Annotated in this window: 18 protein-coding genes; 14 read left to right on the forward strand and 4 right to left on the reverse strand. The window is 68.6% G+C overall.

The window, feature by feature from the left end; genetic code table 11:
• Positions 1 to 3: 3 nt before the first annotated feature.
• The 4 genes from mtgA (at position 4) to DSD19_RS07355 (ending at position 3,529) form a co-directional block, all read left to right on the forward strand.
• On the forward strand, positions 4 to 747 hold the full coding sequence (gene mtgA, locus DSD19_RS07340) for a monofunctional biosynthetic peptidoglycan transglycosylase (RefSeq protein ID WP_113669224.1): 744 nt from the start codon (positions 4 to 6) through the stop codon (positions 745 to 747).
• Positions 748 to 802: 55 nt separating this feature from the next.
• Entirely contained in the window at positions 803 to 1,468 is a 666-nt protein-coding gene (locus DSD19_RS07345; protein ID WP_113669113.1) for a glutathione S-transferase family protein, read from the forward strand.
• Positions 1,465 to 2,505 carry a tRNA epoxyqueuosine(34) reductase QueG gene (gene queG, locus DSD19_RS07350; protein WP_256359740.1) on the forward strand — a complete coding sequence of 347 codons (1,041 nt, stop codon included), beginning with the start codon at positions 1,465 to 1,467 and terminating at the stop codon, positions 2,503 to 2,505. Before DSD19_RS07345 ends, queG begins: the two co-directional genes overlap by 4 nt.
• A gap of 97 nt (positions 2,506 to 2,602) precedes the next feature.
• Positions 2,603 to 3,529 (forward strand): DMT family transporter, encoded by a 927-nt coding sequence (locus DSD19_RS07355; protein ID WP_113669114.1) that lies wholly within the window; start codon positions 2,603 to 2,605, stop codon positions 3,527 to 3,529.
• Positions 3,530 to 3,551: 22 nt separating this feature from the next.
• Here DSD19_RS07355 and DSD19_RS07360 read toward each other — a convergent pair whose 3' ends face one another.
• Positions 3,552 to 4,418, reverse strand: coding sequence for a branched-chain amino acid aminotransferase (locus tag DSD19_RS07360; RefSeq protein WP_075783926.1), 867 nt, complete (start codon positions 4,416 to 4,418; stop codon positions 3,552 to 3,554).
• Between the two features lie 182 nt (positions 4,419 to 4,600).
• Here DSD19_RS07360 and DSD19_RS07365 point away from each other — a divergent pair, with 182 nt between their 5' ends.
• The 6 genes from DSD19_RS07365 (at position 4,601) to dxs (ending at position 9,903) form a co-directional block, all read left to right on the forward strand.
• The gene (locus tag DSD19_RS07365; protein WP_113669115.1) at positions 4,601 to 5,116 is read left to right on the forward strand and encodes a MarR family winged helix-turn-helix transcriptional regulator; all 516 of its coding nucleotides are present in this window, start codon (positions 4,601 to 4,603) and stop codon (positions 5,114 to 5,116) included.
• Positions 5,116 to 5,817 carry a response regulator gene (locus DSD19_RS07370; protein WP_113669226.1) on the forward strand — a complete coding sequence of 234 codons (702 nt, stop codon included), beginning with the start codon at positions 5,116 to 5,118 and terminating at the stop codon, positions 5,815 to 5,817. Before DSD19_RS07365 ends, DSD19_RS07370 begins: the two co-directional genes overlap by 1 nt.
• Before the next feature lie 72 nt (positions 5,818 to 5,889).
• Positions 5,890 to 6,825: a histone deacetylase family protein gene (locus DSD19_RS07375; RefSeq protein ID WP_113669116.1), complete on the forward strand. Its 936-nt coding sequence runs from the start codon at positions 5,890 to 5,892 to the stop codon at positions 6,823 to 6,825.
• Positions 6,822 to 7,064, forward strand: a complete 243-nt coding sequence (locus DSD19_RS07380; protein ID WP_075783922.1) for an exodeoxyribonuclease VII small subunit — start codon at positions 6,822 to 6,824, stop codon at positions 7,062 to 7,064. Before DSD19_RS07375 ends, DSD19_RS07380 begins: the two co-directional genes overlap by 4 nt.
• Positions 7,065 to 7,069: 5 nt before the next feature.
• On the forward strand, positions 7,070 to 7,939 hold the full coding sequence (locus DSD19_RS07385; protein WP_113669117.1) for a polyprenyl synthetase family protein: 870 nt from the start codon (positions 7,070 to 7,072) through the stop codon (positions 7,937 to 7,939).
• A 32-nt stretch (positions 7,940 to 7,971) separates the two neighbouring features.
• The gene (gene dxs, locus DSD19_RS07390) at positions 7,972 to 9,903 is read left to right on the forward strand and encodes a 1-deoxy-D-xylulose-5-phosphate synthase (protein WP_113669118.1); all 1,932 of its coding nucleotides are present in this window, start codon (positions 7,972 to 7,974) and stop codon (positions 9,901 to 9,903) included.
• Positions 9,904 to 9,906: 3 nt separating this feature from the next.
• Here the strand turns inward: dxs and DSD19_RS07395 are convergent, their stop codons facing one another.
• Positions 9,907 to 10,767 (reverse strand): SDR family oxidoreductase, encoded by an 861-nt coding sequence (locus DSD19_RS07395; RefSeq protein WP_113669119.1) that lies wholly within the window; start codon positions 10,765 to 10,767, stop codon positions 9,907 to 9,909.
• Positions 10,768 to 10,909: 142 nt separating this feature from the next.
• Between DSD19_RS07395 and DSD19_RS07400 the strand changes: the two genes are divergently transcribed.
• The 3 genes from DSD19_RS07400 to DSD19_RS07410 all read left to right on the forward strand — a co-directional run bounded on the left by DSD19_RS07400 (position 10,910) and on the right by DSD19_RS07410 (position 14,013).
• The gene (locus DSD19_RS07400) at positions 10,910 to 12,388 is read left to right on the forward strand and encodes an AMP nucleosidase (protein ID WP_113669120.1); all 1,479 of its coding nucleotides are present in this window, start codon (positions 10,910 to 10,912) and stop codon (positions 12,386 to 12,388) included.
• Positions 12,389 to 12,737: 349 nt separating this feature from the next.
• A complete protein-coding gene (locus tag DSD19_RS07405) occupies positions 12,738 to 13,025 on the forward strand; it encodes an HU family DNA-binding protein (protein ID WP_075783917.1) in 288 nt (95 codons plus the stop codon).
• Positions 13,026 to 13,110: 85 nt separating this feature from the next.
• Positions 13,111 to 14,013, forward strand: coding sequence for a DMT family transporter (locus DSD19_RS07410; RefSeq protein WP_075783916.1), 903 nt, complete (start codon positions 13,111 to 13,113; stop codon positions 14,011 to 14,013).
• A gap of 9 nt (positions 14,014 to 14,022) precedes the next feature.
• On the opposite strand, the gene DSD19_RS07415 is transcribed toward DSD19_RS07410, so the two are convergent.
• A complete protein-coding gene (locus DSD19_RS07415; protein WP_113669121.1) occupies positions 14,023 to 14,649 on the reverse strand; it encodes an enoyl-CoA hydratase/isomerase family protein in 627 nt (208 codons plus the stop codon).
• Positions 14,646 to 15,410: an SDR family oxidoreductase gene (locus DSD19_RS07420; protein ID WP_113669227.1), complete on the reverse strand. Its 765-nt coding sequence runs from the start codon at positions 15,408 to 15,410 to the stop codon at positions 14,646 to 14,648. Before DSD19_RS07420 ends, DSD19_RS07415 begins: the two co-directional genes overlap by 4 nt.
• Positions 15,411 to 15,543: 133 nt before the next feature.
• Here DSD19_RS07420 and DSD19_RS07425 point away from each other — a divergent pair, with 133 nt between their 5' ends.
• Positions 15,544 to 17,046: a DUF2125 domain-containing protein gene (locus DSD19_RS07425; protein WP_165828082.1), complete on the forward strand. Its 1,503-nt coding sequence runs from the start codon at positions 15,544 to 15,546 to the stop codon at positions 17,044 to 17,046.
• The last annotated feature ends 100 nt before the right edge of the window (positions 17,047 to 17,146 follow it).

Genomic DNA, 17,146 nt, shown 5'->3' on the forward strand with positions numbered 1-17,146 from the left:
GGCATGGCAAAGGCGACGAAGAGCACCGGAAAGAAGACTGCGCGGCGCGCGCCGAAGGTTGCGGCCTCCCCCCTGCCGCTGGCCCGGCGCCTGCGCCGCACGGCCCGGCGCGGGGCCCTTGCGGGTCTCGCGCTCGTGGCCCTCGGGCTGGTCGCGCCAAGCCTGATCAACCCGCCAACCACCCCCACCATGATGTCCGAACGCATGCGCCTGGGCGAGATCGACCAGCAATGGGCACGGATGCGCGACATCGCGCCGGTGATGCAGCGCGCGGCGGTGGCCGCCGAAGACGCGAATTTCTGCCTGCATTGGGGGTTCGACATGGGCGCGATCCGCGGCGCGCTTGAGGCCGGTGGCAGCTATGGCGCCTCGACCATCAGCCAGCAGACCGTCAAGAACGTCTATCTCTGGCAGGGCCGCAGCTGGCCGCGCAAGGCGCTCGAGGCGGTGCTGACGCCGCTGGTCGAGCTGACCTGGTCCAAGCGTCGTATCCTCGAGGTCTATCTGAACGTGGCCGAGTTCGGCGAGGGCGTTTTTGGCATCGACGCCGCCGCCTGGCATTATTACGGCATCCCGCCCGCCAGGCTGACCCCGGCCCAGGCCGCGCGGCTGGCGGTGTTGCTGCCCAACCCGAAAGAGCGCGATCCCGCGCATCTGTCGCCGACGCTTCGGCGCCGGGCCGCGCAGGTCGAGGAGGGCGCCGCCACGATCCGGGCCGATGGCCGGTCGAACTGTTTCGAGAGTTGAAAATCGGGGGCCGAGGGGCCATGAAGGCCGTCAGGTCAACCGTCAGGACGTCCGAATGAACCGTCTCTACCACATGCCGTTGTCGCCCTTCTGCCGCAAGGTCCGCCTGGTGATGGCCGAGAAGCGGATCGAGGTCGAACTGGTGGAGGAACGCTACTGGGAACGCGACGCCGATTTCATGCGGCGCAACCCGGCCGGCAAGGTGCCGGTGCTGCGGATGGACGGCCGCACGATGGCCGAAAGCCAGGCGATCTGCGAATTTCTCGACGAGGTCTATCCCGACCCGAAACTGCTGCCCGGCGGCCCGGTCGAGCGCTGCGAGGCGCGGCGGCTGGTCTGCTGGTTCGACGACAAGTTCCACCACGAGGTGACCTCGAAGCTGCTGTATGAACGGGTGAACAAGAAGGTCACCAAGGCGGGCTATCCCGACAGCCGCAACGTCAAGGCCGGGGCGGCGGCGATCAAGTTTCACCTCGACTACATGGGCTGGCTTCTGGATCAGCGCCGCTGGCTGGCGGGCGATGTGATGACGCTGGCCGATTTCGCGGCGGCGGCGCATCTGTCCTGCCTCGACTACATCTCGGACGTGGACTGGAACCGGAACGCGGCGGTCAAGGACTGGTACGCCAAGATCAAGTCGCGCCCCGCCTTCCGCAATATCCTGGCCGATCAGGTGCCGGGCTTCCCGCCGCCCAGGCATTACGCGAATCTCGACTTTTGAGCGCGGCGCTGAAAGACCGCCTCGCCGCCCGGGCCCGCGACGAGGGGCTGGCCGCGATGGGGGTCTGCCGGCCCGATGCGATCCCCGAGGCGGCCGGGCGGCTGGCCGAATTCGTGGCCAAGGGCCGCCATGGCCAGATGGGCTGGATGGCCGAGCGGATGGGCTGGCGCGGCGATCCGGCGGCGCTCTGGCCCGAGGCGCGGTCCGTGGTGATGGTCGCCGAGCCTTATACCCAGACCCATGACCCGCTGGCGGCGCTGGACCGGCCCGACCGCGCGGCGATTTCGGTCTATGCCCAGAACCGCGACTATCACGACGTCCTGAAAAAGCGGCTGAAGCGGCTCGGGCGCTGGCTGCTGGACGAGGCGCCGGGCCACCGGATCAAGGTCTTCGTCGATACCGCCCCGGTGATGGAAAAGCCGCTGGCCCAGGCGGCGGGGCTGGGCTGGCAGGGCAAGCACACGAACCTGCTGGGCCGCAGCCTTGGCAACTGGTTCTTCCTGGGCGCGATCTTCACCACGATCGAGCTGCCGCCCGACGCGCCCGAGACCCAGCATTGCGGCCAATGCACCGCCTGTCTTGACGCCTGCCCCACGGGGGCCTTTCCCGCGCCCTTCCAGCTCGATGCGCGGCGCTGCATTTCCTACCTGACGATCGAGCACAAGGGGCCGGTCGACCCGGCGCTGCGGCCGCTTCTGGGCAACCGGATCTATGGCTGCGACGATTGCCTCGGCGTCTGTCCCTGGAACAAGTTCGCCGTCGCCGCGACCGAGGCGAAATACGCCGCGCGCCCCGATCTGGTCGAACCGCCGCTGGCGGACCTCGCGGCGCTCGACGATACGGCCTTTCGCGAGCGGTTTTCCGGCTCGCCGATCAAGCGGATCGGGCGCGACCGCTTCGTGCGGAATGTCTGCTATGCCATCGGCAATTCCGGCGATCCGGTTCTGGCGGCGGCGGTCGGGCCGTTGACGGACGACCCGGATGCCACGGTGGCCGAGGCCGCGCGCTGGGCGCTGGCCCGGCTGAAAGACGCCTGACCGGCGGCCGGGCAAGTCCTTCGGGAAAACGCTTCTAAAAGCGGTGTGTCGGGTCTATGGACAAAATGCCGCCCCCCTGCTGACCCGAGCCCAGCCCATGAATCCTGCCCGCGCCATCGGCCTGAAACTCATCTCCGTCACGCTGTTCGTGGTGATGTCGGCGCTGATCAAGGCCGCGGCCGAACATGGGGTACCGCCCGGCGAAACGGTGTTCTTCCGCTCGCTTTTCGCACTGCCGGTGATCCTGGTGTGGCTGGGCGCGACCGGGCAGCTTGGGGCGGGGCTGCGCACGGGCGATCCGATGGGGCATCTGTGGCGCGGGCTGGTGGGCGGCACCGCGATGGGGCTGAACTTCGCCGCGCTGGGCATCCTGCCGCTGCCCGAGGCCACCGCCATCGGCTTTGCCGCGCCGCTGCTGGTCGTGATCTTCGCGGCGATGTTCCTGGGCGAGAAGGTGCGGCTGTTCCGGCTGTCGGCGGTGGCGCTGGGGCTTGTCGGCGTGGTGGTCGTGCTCAGCCCGCGGCTGTCGGCCTTCGGCGGTGACCGGATGGACGCCGCCGAGTCGCTTGGCGCCATCGTCGCGCTGGCCGGGGCTGCCGCCGCGGCGCTGGCCCAGGTCTTCGTGCGCAAGCTGGTGCAGACCGAGCGGACCTCGGCCATCGTGTTCTGGTTCTCGGTGACCTCGACCGTGCTGTCGCTGTTCACGATCCCGCTGGGCTGGGTGGTTCCGTCTGTCTGGGACGCGACGATGCTGGTGGCGGCGGGTCTGCTCGGCGGCGTGGCGCAGATCTGCCTGACCTCGGCCTATCGCTTCGCCGAGGCCGGGCTGGTGGCGCCCTTCGACTATGCCTCGATGCTGCTGGCGCTGGTCATCGGCTATTTCGTCTTCGCCGAGGCGCCGACGCCGGTGGTTCTGACCGGTGCCGGGCTGATCATCGCGGCCGGCGTCTTCATCATCTGGCGCGAACGCCAGCTGGGGCTGGAGCGGGGCCGCGCGCGCAAGGGGGTCACCCCCCAGGGCTGATGCGCGCGACCCGGTCCGCGCCTCAGGCGCGGACGTGTTTCTCGTAGGTCTCGGCGATGTCGTGGGTCAGCGCGCCGACCTCGAAATTATAGTCGCCGATCTCGGCCACCGGGGTCACCTCGGCCGCAGTGCCGGTCAGCCAGCATTGTTCGAAGCCTTCCAGTTCCGAGGCCTCGATATGCCGCTCATGCACCTTGATCTGCTTGTCGTGCAGCAGCTCGATCACGGTCTGACGGGTCAGCCCGTTCAGGAAACAGTCGGCCTTGGGCGTATGCACCTCGCCGTCCTTGACGAAGAAGATGTTCGCGCCGGTCGCCTCGGCCACATAGCCGCGATAGTCGAACATCATCGCGTCGGTGCAGCCCTTGGCGTGCGCCGCATGCTTGGACATGGTGCAGATCATGTAAAGCCCCGAGGCCTTGGCCTGGCTCGGCACGGTTTCGGGGCTCGGGCGCTTCCATTTGGAAATGTCGAGCTTGGCGCCCTTCATCTTGGCCGCCCCGTAATAGGCGCCCCATTCCCAGACGGCGACCGCCATCCGGACCGGGTTCTGTTCCGAGGCCACGCCCATGTCCGGGCCCGACCCGCGCCACGCCAGCGGACGCACATAGCAGTCGGTCATCCCGTTCGCCTTCATCACCTCGGCCTTGGCGTCCTCGATCTGGTCGACCGTATAGGGGATCTCGAAGTCCAGCATGTTGGCCGACCGTCTCAGGCGTTCGGAATGCTCGCGCGACTTGAAGATCTTTCCGCCATAGGCCCGCTCGCCTTCGAATACCGCCGAGGCGTAATGCAGGGCATGGGTCAGGATGTGCACATTGGCGTCGCGCCACGGCACCAGTTTCCCATCCATCCAGATAACGCCGTCGCGGTCGTCGTAGCCAGTCATGGCCTTTGTCCTTTTCTTTTCCCCTCTGGGGTTGCGATTTGCGAAAATTGCGCTGCTTAGGCCCGTATCGGACATAATATTGCGTAAAATTCACCGCTCGCTATCAGTTGAGTCTTGGAAAGTCAACAAGGCTGACATAAGATTGCTGAAAATTCGGTCACGATGCGAAGAGGGAGGGAGCCATGGCCCAGATCGCACCAGCGGTTGCGCAGAAGAGCGGCGAGAGCCTGCTGTTCCTGACGGACGAGCAGCTTCGCAAGGGAATCGAGGCGATGTTCTTCGCCTATCGCGGCTTTACCGCCGATCCCGACCGGATTCTCGAGGAAAAGGGCTATGGCCGGGCCCATCACCGGGCGATCCACTTCATCCATCGCGCCCCCGGCACCACGGTCAACAACCTGCTGTCGATCCTCGGTGTGACCAAGCAGTCGCTGAACCGGGTGCTGCGCGCGCTGATCGAGGACGGGCTGGTCGAAAGCCGGGTCGGACACCGCGACAAGCGCGAACGCCACCTGTATCTGACCGAGGCCGGGCTGGAGCTGGAACATCAGCTGTCCGATGCCCAGCGCGCGCGGATGCGCGACGCCTACCGTGCCGCGGGCCCCGCCGCCGTCGCCGGGTTCCGGCAGGTGCTCGAGGCGATGATGGATCCCGAGATGCGCCGGCATTTCCACCGGATCACCGAGCGCGGGGCATGATGGCAGAGGCCGACATTCACCTGCTGATCGTCGATGACGACGAACGGATCCGTGAGTTGCTGCGCAAGTTCCTGATGCGCAACGGCTTCTGGGTCAGCATCGCGCGCGATGCCGATCATGCGCGCAAGCTGCTGCAGGGGCTCGAATTCGACCTGATCGTGCTTGACGTGATGATGCCGGGCGAGGATGGCATCGCGCTGACCCGGGCGCTGCGCCAGCGGATCGCGACGCCGATCCTGCTTTTGACCGCGCGGGGCGAGACCTCGGACCGGATCCGGGGGCTTGAGGCTGGGGCCGACGACTATCTGCCGAAGCCGTTCGAGCCGAAGGAACTGTTGCTGAGGATCAACGCGATCCTGCGCCGGGTGCCGCAGATCCGGTCCGAGATCGACCTGCCCAAGGTCCTGCATCTGGGGCCGGTGCGCTACGATGTCGGCCGCGGCGAGCTTTGGCAGGGCGACGAGAGGGTGCGCCTGACCGCGACCGAGGCCCAGCTGATGCGGATCTTTTCGGCCAATCCCGGCGAGGCGGTCAGCCGCTCGCGTCTGGTCGAGGAACTGGCGCGCGACGGCGGGCAGGCGCAGGAGCGCGCGGTCGACGTGCAGATCACCCGTCTGCGGCGCAAGATCGAAAGCGACCCGAAACAGCCCCGCTATCTGCAGACGGTGCGGGGCGAAGGCTACATGCTGGCGCCGGACTGACCCGGCCGCCGTCGCGGGGCCCTTCGCCATTCGGGCTTGCCCCGTCACGGATCGCCCGCGTAGCCTCGGCCCATGACCACGGCGCTGCTGACCCATTCCGACTGCCTGACCCATGTCACCCCGCCGGGCCATGCCGAGCGGGCGGACCGGCTGCGCGCCGTGGCCGAGGCGCTGACGACCGAAGGCTTCGCCGGTCTGCTGCGCGAGGACGCCCCGCTGGCCGACGAGGCCGAACTGCTGCGCGCCCATCCGCAGGGCTATGTCGACAAGGTCAAGGCAGCCGGCCCGGCCGAGGGCACGGTGGCGCTCGACCCCGATACGCACATGTCGCCCGGTTCGTTCCGGGCGGCGCTGCGGGCCGTGGGCGGCGCGCTTCGGGCGGTCGACATGGTGATGGCAGGCGAGGCCGCCAATGCCTTCGTCGCGGTGCGCCCGCCCGGCCATCACGCCGAAACCGCCCGCGCCATGGGCTTCTGCCTGTTCTCGACCGTCGCCATCGCCGCCAGATATGCGCTCGACCGGCACGGGCTGTCGCGCGTCGCGGTGGTCGATTTCGATGTTCACCATGGCAACGGGACCCAGGACGTGCTGTGGGACGACCCGCGCGTTCTGTTCGTCTCGACCCACCAGATGCCGCTTTACCCGGGCACCGGCGCGGCCGAGGAAACCGGCGCCGCGGGCAACGTGCTGAACCTGCCGCTGCCGCCGATGAGCGACGGCCGCCGCTTCCGGGCCGAGATCGAGGCCCATGCATTGCCCCGGCTCGACGCCTTCGCGCCCGAGCTGGTGCTGGTCTCGGCCGGGTTCGACGCCCATGCCGCCGACCCGCTGGCGCAGCTGGCCTGGGGCACGGCGGATTTCGCCTGGATCACCCAGCGGCTCTGCGACATCGCGGAGGCCCATTCGGGGCGTCGGCTGGTCTCGACACTGGAGGGCGGATATGATCTTGAAGCCCTGGCGGCCTCTGTGGCGGCCCATGTGGCGGTGCTGATGGAGCGGGGGGCATGACGGAAAAGCCGGTCGGGGAAATGACCTTCGAAGAGGCGATGCGGGCTCTGGAAGAGGCCGTGGCCGCGCTTGAACGCGGCGACGTGCCGCTCGAGGACTCGATCGCGCTGTCCGAGCACGCGATGAAGCTTCGCAAGCACTGCGAAACCAAGCTCCGGGATGCCGAGGCCAAGATCGAGGCGATGACGCTCGACGCCGCGGGCAATCCCACCGGGACGAAACCGGCCGAAGGTCTTTGACGAACATGTTCCAGTCCAGTCTGACATCCGCCGCCGAGCGGATCGAGGCGCGTTTGAGCGCGGCCCTTGAGGGCGCCGCGGACCAGCCCGTGACCCATGCGATGCGCTATGCCGTTTCGGGCGGCAAGCGGCTTCGCGGCTTTCTGGTGATCGAGTCCGCGGGGCTTTACGGCATCGCGCCCGAGTCGGCCGTCGATGCCGCCGCCGCGGTCGAGGCATTGCATGCCTACAGTCTTGTGCATGACGACATGCCCTGCATGGACGATGACGACCTGCGCCGGGGCCAGCCCACCGTCCATGTCAAATGGGACGATGGCACCGCGCTTCTGACCGGCGACGCGCTGCAGACACTGGCCTTCGATCTGCTGGCCGGGCCCTCCTGCCATGCCGACCCGGCCGTCCGGATCGACCTGGTGGCCTCGCTGGCCAAGGCCTCGGGCATCGATGGCATGGTGCTGGGCCAGGCCCAGGACATCGCCGCCGAAACCGCCGGGCGGCCGCTGAGCCTTGAGGAAATCACCGAGCTGCAGGCCAACAAGACCGGCGCGCTGATCCGCTGGTCGGCCGAGGCGGGCGCGCGTCTGGCCCGCGCCGACATCGCGCCCCTGACCGCCTATTCGACCGCGCTGGGGCTGGCCTTCCAGATCGCCGACGACATTCTCGACGTCGAGGGCGACGCCGCCAAGACCGGCAAGCGGGTCCACAAGGATGCCGAGGCCGGCAAGGCGACCTTCGTGTCGCTTCTGGGGCTCGACGGCGCCAAGGCCCGCGCAAAGGCGCTGGTCGAAGAGGCCGAGGACGCCTTGTCGCCCTTCGGAGAGGGGGCGGAAACCTTGAAGCAGGCGGCGCGCTTCGTTATCGCTCGAGAGTCATGAACGCGTAACCGCGCCCCAGGAGGGCTGTCCCAGTGAGCAACCGGCCGATCACTCCGCTTCTCGACAAGGTCTGCTGTCCGGCCGATCTGAAGGGCCTGTCCGACGACCAGCTGAAGCAGGTCGCCCATGAATTGCGGCAAGAGGTCGTTTCGGCCGTGTCCGAAACCGGCGGGCATCTGGGCGCGGGTCTGGGCGTGGTCGAACTGACGGTCGCGCTGCATGCGGTCTTCGACACGCCCCGCGACAAGCTGATCTGGGATGTCAGCCATCAATGCTATCCGCACAAGATCCTCACCGGGCGCCGCGACCGCATCCGCACCCTGCGCCAGCAGGGCGGGCTGTCGGGCTTCTGCAAGCGCTCGGAAAGCGAATATGACGCCTTCGGGGCCGGGCACAGCTCGACCTCGATCTCGGCGGCGCTGGGCTATGCCGTGGCCCGCGATCTGGGCACCGCGCCCGAAGCGGGCGTCGGCGATGCCATCGCGGTGATCGGCGACGGCTCGCTCTCGGCCGGGATGGCCTATGAGGCGCTGAACCATGCGGGCCATCTGGGCAAGCGGCTGATCGTGATCCTGAACGACAACGAGATGTCGATCGCACCGCCCGTCGGCGCCATGTCGCGCTATCTGAACCGGCTTTACGCGGGCGCGCCGTTCCAGGAATTCAAGTCCATTGCCAAGGGCGCGATCAAGCACCTGCCCGAGCCCTTCCAGGAAGGCGCCAGGCGCGCCAAGGATCTGGTCAAGCAGGTCACCGTCGGCGGCACGCTGTTCGAGGAGCTGGGCTTTTCCTATGTCGGCCCGGTCGATGGCCACGATCTCGACCAGCTGCTGGCGATCCTCAGGACGGTCAAGACCCGCGCCACCGGGCCGATGCTGATCCACGCCATCACCAAGAAGGGCAAGGGCTATGCGCCCGCCGAGACCGCGCCCGATTGCGGCCATGGCGTCTCGAAATTCGATATCGCGACCGGGGTTCAGAAGAAGACCCCCGCCAATGCCCCGAGCTATACCAAGGTCTTCGCCGAGGCGCTGATCCGCGAGGCGCGTGCCGACCGCAAGGTGGTGGCCGTCACCGCGGCGATGCCCGACGGCACCGGTCTGAACCTCTTTGCCGAGCGCTTCCCCGAACGCATCTTCGACGTGGGCATCGCCGAACAGCATGCCGTGACCTTCTCGGCCGGGCTGGCGGCGGGCGGGCAGAAACCCTTCTGCGCGATCTATTCGACCTTCCTGCAGCGCGGTTATGACCAGATCGTCCATGACGTCGCGATCCAGTGTCTGCCGGTGCGCTTCGCCATCGACCGCGCCGGGCTGGTGGGGGCCGACGGAGCGACCCATGCGGGCGCCTTCGACACCGCCTTCCTGGCGAACCTGCCGGGGATGGTGGTGATGGCCGCCGCGGACGAGGCCGAGCTTGTGCACATGGTCGCCACCGCCGTCGCCCATGACGAGGGCCCCATCGCCTTCCGCTATCCGCGCGGCGAGGGTGTCGGCGTCGAGCTGCCCGAAAAGGGCGTGCCGCTGGAAATCGGCAAGGGCCGGATCATCCAGGAGGGCAAGCGCGTGGCACTCCTGAGCTTCGGGACCCGGCTGAAAGAGGTCCGCGAGGCCGCCCAGGCGCTGGCCGCCGAAGGGATCGAGCCCACCATCGCCGATGCCCGTTTCGCCAAGCCGCTGGACGAGGACCTGATCCTGCGACTGGCCCGCGAGCATGAGGCGCTGATCACCATCGAGGAGGGCGCCATCGGCGGCTTCGGCAGCCATGTGGCGCAGCTTCTGGCCGAGCGGGGCGTCTTCGACAACGGGCTCAAGTTCCGCTCGATGGTGCTGCCCGATACCTTCATCGACCATGCCAGCGCCGAGGCGATGTATGCCGAGGCCCGGCTGAACGCGGCCGATATCGAGGCCAAGGTGCGCGAGGTGCTGTCGGGCACGGCCGCGCAGGCCGCGCTGCGGGCTTGAGGCCTAGCCCATCGTCGCGGCGCGTTCGGTTTCCAGCAAGGCTGCCAGCCCGGCGCGATAGTCGGGATGGCGCAGATGGATGCCGAGGTCGGTCTTGATCCGGTCGTTCCGCACCCGTTTGGATTCGGCGTAGAAGCTGCGGGCCATGGGGCTCAGATCGGCCTCTTCGAAGGGAATGGCGGGCGGCACCGGCAGGCCCAGCATTTCGGCGGCGAAGGCGATCACGTCTTCGGGGGGCGCCGGCTCGTCATCCGCAAGGTTGTAGATCGCGCCGGGATCGGGGGCGGCCATCGAGGCGGCCAGCACCTGGGCGATATCCGCGACATGGATGCGCGAGAACACCTGACCGTCCTTGACGATGCGCTGGGCGCGACCCTCGCGCACCCGGTCGAGCGGCGAGCGCCCCGGCCCGTAGATCCCCGCCAGCCGGAAGATATGCAGCGGCAGACCCAGCGCGGCCCAGCCCGCCTCGGCCTCGACCCGGGCCGCGCCGCGCGAGGTTGCGGGCGTCAGCGGCGTCGTCTCGTCGACCCAGCCGCCGCCATGATCGCCATAGACGCCGGTGGTCGAGAGATAGCCGACCCAGCGCAGATGGCGGGCCTCGCGCAACGTCTCGCCAAGGGTTGCCAGCACCGGGTCGCCCGACGCCCCGGGCGGCACGGACGTCAGAAGGTGCGTGGCCGCTGCCAGATCGGGGCCAATGTCTTCGCCGGGCCAGACCCGGGCCTCGATGCCCGTCTGCCGAAGTGTCTCGGCGCCCTCGGGGCTGCGGCTGGTGCCGATCACGCGCCAGCCCGGTCCGAGGCTCTGCGCAAGCTCGCGGGCGGAATACCCATGCCCGATGGAAAGAAGAGTCTTTGTCATGTCCCATAGATCGGGCCCGGGGCGGCCTCTGGCAAGGGGGCTCTCGGCCAGCCCGGATTGCTGGCGGGGCTTGCACCCCGGGCGCGAAGGGTGACACTTGGCCCAACCCCGTCCCCCGACCCAGCCGACCGGAGACCCGCCCATGCCGGACTACAGCGACCCGCCCCTCTCAAGCCCCGACCTGCCCGCGCCCGAGGCCTTCACCGATGCGGCCGCCGCGGTCGAGCGTCTGGTCGCGCTTTACGAAACCGCGACCGGGTTTCTCAGGGCGCGCTTTGCCGAGGTCCTGTCCGGGTCGGCGCCCCATGCGCGGTTCCGCGCGGTTTATCCCGAGATCCGCGTGTCCACCGTCAGCTATGCCCAGGTCGACAGCCGCCTGTCCTTCGGGCATGTCGCCGAGCCCGGCACCTATGCCACCACCGTCACCCGGCCCGATCTTTTCGCCAATTACCTGCGCCAGCAGATCGGCCTGCTTCTGGAAAATCACGGCCAGCCGGTGGTGATCGGCCCCTCGGCCACGCCGATCCCGATCCATTTCGCGATGGGCAGCGCCGGGGTGACGGTGCCGCAGGACGGCGCGCTGGAGGTGCCGCTGCGCGATCTTTTCGACGTGCCGGACCTGACCACCACCAATGACGACATCGTCAACGGCACGCTGGCCCAACCCGATGGCGTCGCGCGTCCGCTGGCGCCCTTCACCGCGCAGCGGGTGGATTATTCGCTGGCCCGGCTCGAACATTACACCGCGACCGCGCCCGAGCATTTCCAGAACCACGTTCTGTTCACCAACTACCAGTTCTATGTCGAGGAATTCGAGGCGCTGGCCCGGCAGGCGCTTGCCGATCCGGCCAGCGGCTATACCGCGCTGGTCGGGCCCGGCAATGCCGAGATTGCGGCCCCCGACGCGCCGATGCCGGTGCCCGCCAAGCTGCCGCAGATGCCTTCGTATCACCTCAAGCGCGCCGACGGGCAGGGGATCACGCTGGTCAATATCGGTGTCGGCCCCTCGAATGCGAAGACCGCGACCGATCATATCGCGGTGTTGCGTCCGCATGCCTGGCTGATGGTGGGCCATTGCGCGGGCCTGCGCAATTCGCAGCGTCTGGGCGATTTCGTGCTGGCACATGGCTATCTGCGCGAGGATCACGTGCTCGACAACGACCTGCCTCTCTGGGTGCCGATCCCGGCGCTGGCCGAGATTCAGGTCGCGCTGGAAGATGCGGTCGAGGAAATCACCCGGCTGGAAGGCTATGAGCTGAAGCGGATCATGCGCACGGGCACGGTCGCCACCATCGACAACCGCAACTGGGAACTGTCCGGTCAGACCGGCCCGGTGCAGCGGCTGTCGCAATCCCGCGCCATCGCGCTCGACATGGAAAGCGCCACCATCGCCGCCAACGGCTTTCGCTTCCGGGTGCCCTACGGCACGCTGCTTTGCGTGTCGGACCGGCCCCTGCATGGCGAGCTGAAGCTGCCCGGCATGGCCTCGGCCTTCTACAAGACCCAGGTCGCGCGGCATCTGGCGATCGGGGTCCGGGCGATGGAGCTTTTGCGCGACATGCCGCTGGAACGCATCCACAGCCGGAAACTGCGCAGTTTCGAGGAAACCGCATTCCTCTGATCCGGGCAGAGCGGCCGTGCCGCCGAGGCCGCGGCAATCTGGTCGGGCGCGGACGAAAACAGGAAAGAACGCCAAATTCCGCCCCCCATTGCCAGCGGTTCGGGGCGGGCGATTGCCGCCTCGGCCGGGGTGGTCCCGAGGCTCTGGCGCTTCTCGGGCGGCCCCGTGGCGCGGAAAAGTGCCGCCGCGATGCGCTTCGGCTTGCGCATCGCCGCCGATGCGGGGAAAAACGGTCGCAGAGCGCTATGAAATACGGCTGTGCCCCCCACAAATGGTTGTGTGGGACCGCAAGACCGAGTTAAGTAGGCCGGATCAGCCCCAACAGAGGGCAGGAACGAGGAGACCATACATGGCCAAACCCATGACCAAGACCCAGCTGGTTGCGGCCCTCGCCGAGGAGATGGAGGCCGACAAGAAAACTGCCTCTGCCGCCCTCGATGCGATGACGGCAATCATCACCCGCGAGGTGGCGGCTGGCGGCTCGGTGACCCTGCCCGGCGTGGGCAAGATCTACTGCCGCGAGCGCCCCGAACGCATGGTGCGCAACCCGGCCACCGGCGAGCAGTTCAAGAAGGACTCCGACAAGGTGGTGAAAGTCACCATCGCCAAGGCCCTGAAGGACAGCGTGAACGGCTGACCCGCCGTACGGCTTCACGGCCGATGGGATCGAGGGTCGCCCCGTGGGGCGGCCCTTTTGTTTGGGCGTCATCCCGGGAGGGGGAATGGACATCCGCGCACTGGCGATGGGACTGGCCTTCGCCTTCATCTGGGCCTCGGCCTTCAGTTCGGGGCGGATCATCGTCGGGGCGGCGCCGCCGCTGACGGCGCTGTGCCTGCGCTTTCTGGTCTCGGGGCTGATCGGCGTCGGCATCGCGCTGGCGCTGGGGCAAAGCTGGCGGCTGACCCGGCCGCAATGGCAGGGCACGCTGGTCTTCGGGCTCAGCCAGAACGCGCTGTATCTTGGGCTCAACTATGTCGCGATGCAGACGCTCGAGGCCTCGATGGCGGCAATCGTCGCCTCGAGCATGCCGCTGCTGGTGGCGCTGTTCGGCTGGATCGCGCTGGGCCAGCGGCTGCGGCCGCTCGGGGCGCTGGGCCTTGCCGTGGGCTTCGCGGGGGTCGCCGTGATCATGGGCAGCCGGATCTCGGGCGGGGTCGATCCGCTGGGGCTGGGGCTGACCCTGGCCGGGGTGCTGGCGCTGACCGTGGCCACGCTGGCGGTCCGCACGGCGTCGTCGGGCGGCAACCTGCTGATGATCGTCGGGCTGCAGATGCTGGTGGGCGCGGCGGCGCTGGCGCTGGCTGCGGTCCTGACTGGCGAGCGCTGGGAGATCGACTGGACCTGGCCGCTGATCTTCGCGTTCTCCTATACCGTCGTTTTCCCAAGCCTGGTGGCCACGTGGATCTGGTTCCTGCTGGTGCGCCGGGTCGGCGCGGTCCGCGCGGCGACCTTCCATTTTCTCAGCCCGTTCTTCGGCGTCGGCATCGCGGCGTTTCTGCTGGGCGAACGGCTCGGCCCGGCGGACATCGCGGGTGTCGCCATCGTGATGGCCGGGATTCTGGCGGTGCAGCTGTCGAAACAGGGACCGGCGGCGGCCCCGGCCAAAGGCCGGGACGGGTCCTGACCGCCGGGCCTAACCCCGGCGCCCGCCGCAGAGCGCCTTGATCGCGGCGCGATGCTCGGCCCGGGCGGCCAGAGCGTCGGCGGTCAGGTCGGTTACCGCCGCCATCAGGTCCTCGCGCGGGACCAGCCGGTCGACCAGACCGAAGGCCAGCGCCTCGTCGGCCGACAGCTTCGCGCCGCCCATCAGGACCAGCTTGGCCCGGGACGGACCGATCAGTGCCGCCAGCCGCCCGGGGTCCGAGGGCTGGGGCAGGAAGCCGAGCTTCATCACCGGGTAGAAGAACTTCGCCTCGGGCACCGCGATCCTGAGATCGCAGGCCAGCGCCATCCCGAAGGCGCCCCCCGCCAGCGTGCCGTTCAGCGCCGCGACGGTCAGCGCGTCGAGCCCGGCAATGGCGGCCGAGACCCGTTCCCAGACCCCGTCGGTCGCGAGCCCCGCCCGCGCCTCGTCCAGATCGGCCCCGGCCGAGAACACCTTGCCCTCGCCGGTCAGCACCAGGACGGCCACGCCCTCGGCCTGGGCCTCAAGCGCGATTTCCTCAAGCCGGACCAGCATGTCGCGGGTCAGCGAATTGGCCTTTTCGGGCCGGGTCAGGGTCACGGTCCACAGACCGCCCTCGCGCCGGAGCCCGATCATGTCGGCAGCCCCACGCGGCGCCGGATCGCGCGTTCGCGCAGCGACACCTGCTGGCCGAGGAACTCGTCGGCATCGGGGCCGCACATCCAGATCAGCGCCTGCGCGGGCCAGGCCGGCGGGATGTGCTCGGACCAGTCGAGACGGCTGACCGGGTTCACCCCGCTGTCGCGGATGGTCTTCTGCATGTCGGTCGCCACCGTGCCGGGCGACAGCGCCAGCGCCCGCACCCCCTGGCCGCGGCCCTCGTGATCGGCGCATCTGGTCAGCATCGCCACCGCCGCCTTCGAGGTGCAATAGGCGCTCCAGCCCTCCAGCGGGCTGGTCGCGGCGCCCGACCCGATGCTGAGAATGGTGCCGCCGCCCATCGCCGCCATCACCGGCAGCGCGGCGCGGATACCGTGGAAGACGCCCTTGACGTTGATGTCGATGGCCTTCGACCAGTCCTCTGGATCGACCGCGTCGAGCCGCCCGATGGGCTCGATCACGGCGGCATTGTTCACCAGAACGTCGATCCTCCCGAAAGCTTGAACGGTCGTGCGCACCGCGTCGGCAACCTGTCCGAACTCGGCCACGTCGCAGCCGATGGCGATGGCGCGCGGGCCGGTTTCGGCGATTTCCTGCGCGATGGTGGCGATGGCCTCCTCGCTGCGCGCGGCCAGCGCCACATGCGCCCCGGCCTCGGCAAAGGCCCGGGCGGCCGCCGCCCCGATGCCCCGGCTCGCCCCGGTGATCAGGACGCTCTTGCCTGTCATGTCGGTCATGGTGCCCTCCCTCGACGGTCTGCGACCCCAAGATCTATCCCGCCCGGCCGCGGCGCGCCAGCACAACGTGCCGTTGACTTGCTCCGACCCAGCACCGATGTTTGCGCCAAATCCTCAGGATGAAAGGTTTGCCATGACGTCCCTGAAAACGGCCTCTGCCCTGGCCATCGCCGCCGCGTTCGGCCTGGCCCTGCCCGCGTCGGCCGATGTGACAGCCGATCAGGTCTGGGCGGCCTGGAAGGCCATCGCCCAGGGCTCGGGTCAAAGCATGACCGGCCGCGAAAGCCGCAGCGGCACCACGCTGACGGTCGAGGACCTGCAGGTCGCAAGCAAAGACGGGCAGGGCGGGTCGGTCCGGGTGGGGCTGGGCCAGGTCGCCTTCGCCGAACGCGGCGACGGCAGCGTCGAGATCCGGATGCCCGAGACCCATCCGCTGACGGTCGAAACCCGCAACGCGGACGGGCACGTGACCGCGCTCGACTTCACCTTGCGGCAGCCCGGTTTCGAGATGGTGGCGAGCGGCACGCCCGAGGCGCTGAAACAGGACGTCACCGCGCCCGAGGTAACGCTGACGCTGGATCGCGTCAGCGGGGGCAAGCCGGTCGATGTGCAGGCCCGGATGACGGTGTTCGGCATGACCGGCCATTATGCCCAGAGCCAGGGCGGCATGCGGACCTTCGAAAGCGGCTTCGAGGCTGATCGGGTCCAGATCGACTTTGCCGCGACCGATCCCGCCGACGGAACGCAGGTCACCCTTGTCGGCAGCGTGCATGACATCGACTCGAGCTCGGACAGCCGGATGCCGGTCGGCGGCGATCCGACCCAGCTGGGCCAGATGCTGCGGGCCGGGTTCACCTCGCAGGGCGCACTGACCCATGGTGCCATGGGCTACACGCTCGATCTGACCGAGAAGGGCGACCCGACCCATGTCGAGGTCTCGGCCAATTCCGGCCGGATCGGCTTCGATCTGGGCGGGACGGGCATGACCTATGATGTGACCGGCAAGGACACCCGCGTCGCCCTGTCGACGCCGCAACTGCCGATGCCGCAGGTCGAGCTGCAGATGGCCGAGACCGGCTTGCATTTCGAGATGCCGCTGATGCAGACCGAGACCCCGGCCGATTTCGGGCTGGGGCTGCGGCTTGCCGGGGTGACGGTCAGCAAGGAGGTCTGGGCGCTGTTCGATCCGACCGGCCAGCTGCCGCGCGATCCGGCGACGCTGATCGTCGATCTGGCGGGCAAGGCGCGCTGGCTGGCCGATCTGACCGACCCGGCGATCGCGTCCAGCGACGATGTCCCGGCCGAGCTGCATGCGCTGAACGTCAAGGATCTGCGGCTGCAGGTCGCTGGCGCCGACCTGACCGGATCGGGCGATTTCACCTTCGACAACGCCGACAAGGTGACCTTCAGCGGCATCGCGCGGCCCGAGGGCACGCTGTCGCTCCGGCTGGCGGGCGGTAACGGGCTGATGGACAAGCTGGTCGCGATGGGGCTCATCCCGCAGGATCAGGCGATGGGGCTGCGCATGATGATGGGCATGTTCGCCCGACCCGGCGACGGCCCCGACACGATGGTCTCGGAGATCACCGTCAACGGACAGGGCCAGGTCCTCGCGAACGGCCAGCGGCTGCGCTGAGCCGGCCGACGCGACCCGTCCGACCGCTTTCCGACCTGCCCGCGCCGTCTTGCGTGGGCAGGTCGTCCCTATTAGCAGACCCCAAGATCCACGCCCCGGA

This window comes from Rhodovulum sp. BSW8 (genome assembly GCF_003314725.1).
In the GTDB taxonomy this organism is placed as follows: domain Bacteria; phylum Pseudomonadota; class Alphaproteobacteria; order Rhodobacterales; family Rhodobacteraceae; genus Rhodovulum; species Rhodovulum visakhapatnamense.

Coding starts and splice junctions, on each gene's coding strand:
- DSD19_RS07405 (WP_075783917.1), top strand. CDS start 12,738: ATGGCCAAACCCATGACCAAGACCCAGCTGGTTGCGGCCCTCGCCGAG.
- DSD19_RS07375 (WP_113669116.1), top strand. CDS start 5,890: ATGACCACGGCGCTGCTGACCCATTCCGACTGCCTGACCCATGTCACC.
- mtgA (WP_113669224.1), top strand. CDS start 4: ATGGCAAAGGCGACGAAGAGCACCGGAAAGAAGACTGCGCGGCGCGCG.
- DSD19_RS07385 (WP_113669117.1), top strand. CDS start 7,070: ATGTTCCAGTCCAGTCTGACATCCGCCGCCGAGCGGATCGAGGCGCGT.
- DSD19_RS07360 (WP_075783926.1), bottom strand. CDS start 4,418: ATGACTGGCTACGACGACCGCGACGGCGTTATCTGGATGGATGGGAAA.
- DSD19_RS07410 (WP_075783916.1), top strand. CDS start 13,111: ATGGACATCCGCGCACTGGCGATGGGACTGGCCTTCGCCTTCATCTGG.
- DSD19_RS07365 (WP_113669115.1), top strand. CDS start 4,601: ATGGCCCAGATCGCACCAGCGGTTGCGCAGAAGAGCGGCGAGAGCCTG.
- DSD19_RS07395 (WP_113669119.1), bottom strand. CDS start 10,767: ATGACAAAGACTCTTCTTTCCATCGGGCATGGGTATTCCGCCCGCGAG.
- DSD19_RS07345 (WP_113669113.1), top strand. CDS start 803: ATGAACCGTCTCTACCACATGCCGTTGTCGCCCTTCTGCCGCAAGGTC.
- DSD19_RS07415 (WP_113669121.1), bottom strand. CDS start 14,649: ATGATCGGGCTCCGGCGCGAGGGCGGTCTGTGGACCGTGACCCTGACC.
- DSD19_RS07380 (WP_075783922.1), top strand. CDS start 6,822: ATGACGGAAAAGCCGGTCGGGGAAATGACCTTCGAAGAGGCGATGCGG.
- DSD19_RS07370 (WP_113669226.1), top strand. CDS start 5,116: ATGGCAGAGGCCGACATTCACCTGCTGATCGTCGATGACGACGAACGG.
- DSD19_RS07420 (WP_113669227.1), bottom strand. CDS start 15,410: ATGACCGACATGACAGGCAAGAGCGTCCTGATCACCGGGGCGAGCCGG.
- DSD19_RS07400 (WP_113669120.1), top strand. CDS start 10,910: ATGCCGGACTACAGCGACCCGCCCCTCTCAAGCCCCGACCTGCCCGCG.
- DSD19_RS07355 (WP_113669114.1), top strand. CDS start 2,603: ATGAATCCTGCCCGCGCCATCGGCCTGAAACTCATCTCCGTCACGCTG.
- DSD19_RS07425 (WP_165828082.1), top strand. CDS start 15,544: ATGACGTCCCTGAAAACGGCCTCTGCCCTGGCCATCGCCGCCGCGTTC.